General features: G+C 43.0%; 1 protein-coding gene and 1 pseudogene. Both read right to left on the reverse strand.

What is annotated here, in order from left to right; translation table 11 throughout:
* A partial coding sequence (locus QZV03_RS11215) for an InlB B-repeat-containing protein (RefSeq protein WP_296876812.1) occupies positions 1–241 on the reverse strand: 241 nt, incomplete at its 3' end.
* A 303-nt stretch (positions 242–544) separates the two neighbouring features.
* Positions 545–748, reverse strand: a pseudogene (locus QZV03_RS11345) (InlB B-repeat-containing protein); the annotation flags it as partial.
* Positions 749–921 lie beyond the last annotated feature (173 nt).

Here is a 921-nt window from a genome sequence, read left to right on the forward strand (position 1 = left end):
AGTTGGCATTCATGGTAATGCTTGCGTCTGCGGCATAGTCTGTACCTCTACCGTCAGCAGCCGTGTTCCAACCCGAGAATGTATAACCTGTAGCTGTCATTGTATTCACTCCGAGCACCGTTGCGGAAGCTCCAAAATTGTAATCAGTGGCATCTGTTGGAGCGGCTCCACTCGTTGTGGCTCCTTCCGGGAAGTTGGGATAATAGGTCACACTGTAAGTTTGTTTCCAATGCGCATACAAAGTTGCGTCCGACGTTTTTGTCCATTGGCTGGATGAGTTAGTATAACCGGTTTTGTTTGCCAACAAATTACCATTTGAGTCAGCAATCTTAACAGGAGTTGCATCATTCGTATAATAACCTTCTACAGACCAACCAGCTTTCGTCGGGGCAGAATGTGTATCAAAGCCCGTGGTTAAATAAGTGATAGTCGCACTACCATGGTTGTCACCTTCGTTTTTATCCAGTGTAATGCTATATACATGAGGAGTCCAATATGCATAAAGGGTGGTTCCTGCCTTTGTGTTCAAATCTGAGTTTTTTGCGCTAGTACCATCCGCATTATAATATTTAGTACCAGCTCCTCCAGTCTCAGTAAAGTATCCTTGAAAATCATATCCGGCACGTGTGGGTAGAGTAATGGAAGGCATTGCGCTTCCATATGTCGCTTTGATGGAAGTTGTTCCGTCAGAACCTGATTGTTGATCAAAATTAACGGCGTACTTGATACGTGTAAATCGTGCCTCAATAGTTGTTGCTGCATATTAGATTGATTCAAACATAGAATATGAATTTGTCGGTACAAGCGAATGGCGGGCCGCCCTTAAAATCAAACAAGGACGTGGTATAAAACGTTAGGAGCTGAAACCGCAAGATATACAATATGTTGAGAATAAATACCATCTTTCAGTTAATGATGATG

The sequence above is a fragment of the uncultured Methanobrevibacter sp. genome (assembly GCF_902788255.1).
Taxonomy (GTDB): Archaea; Methanobacteriota; Methanobacteria; order Methanobacteriales; family Methanobacteriaceae; genus Methanocatella.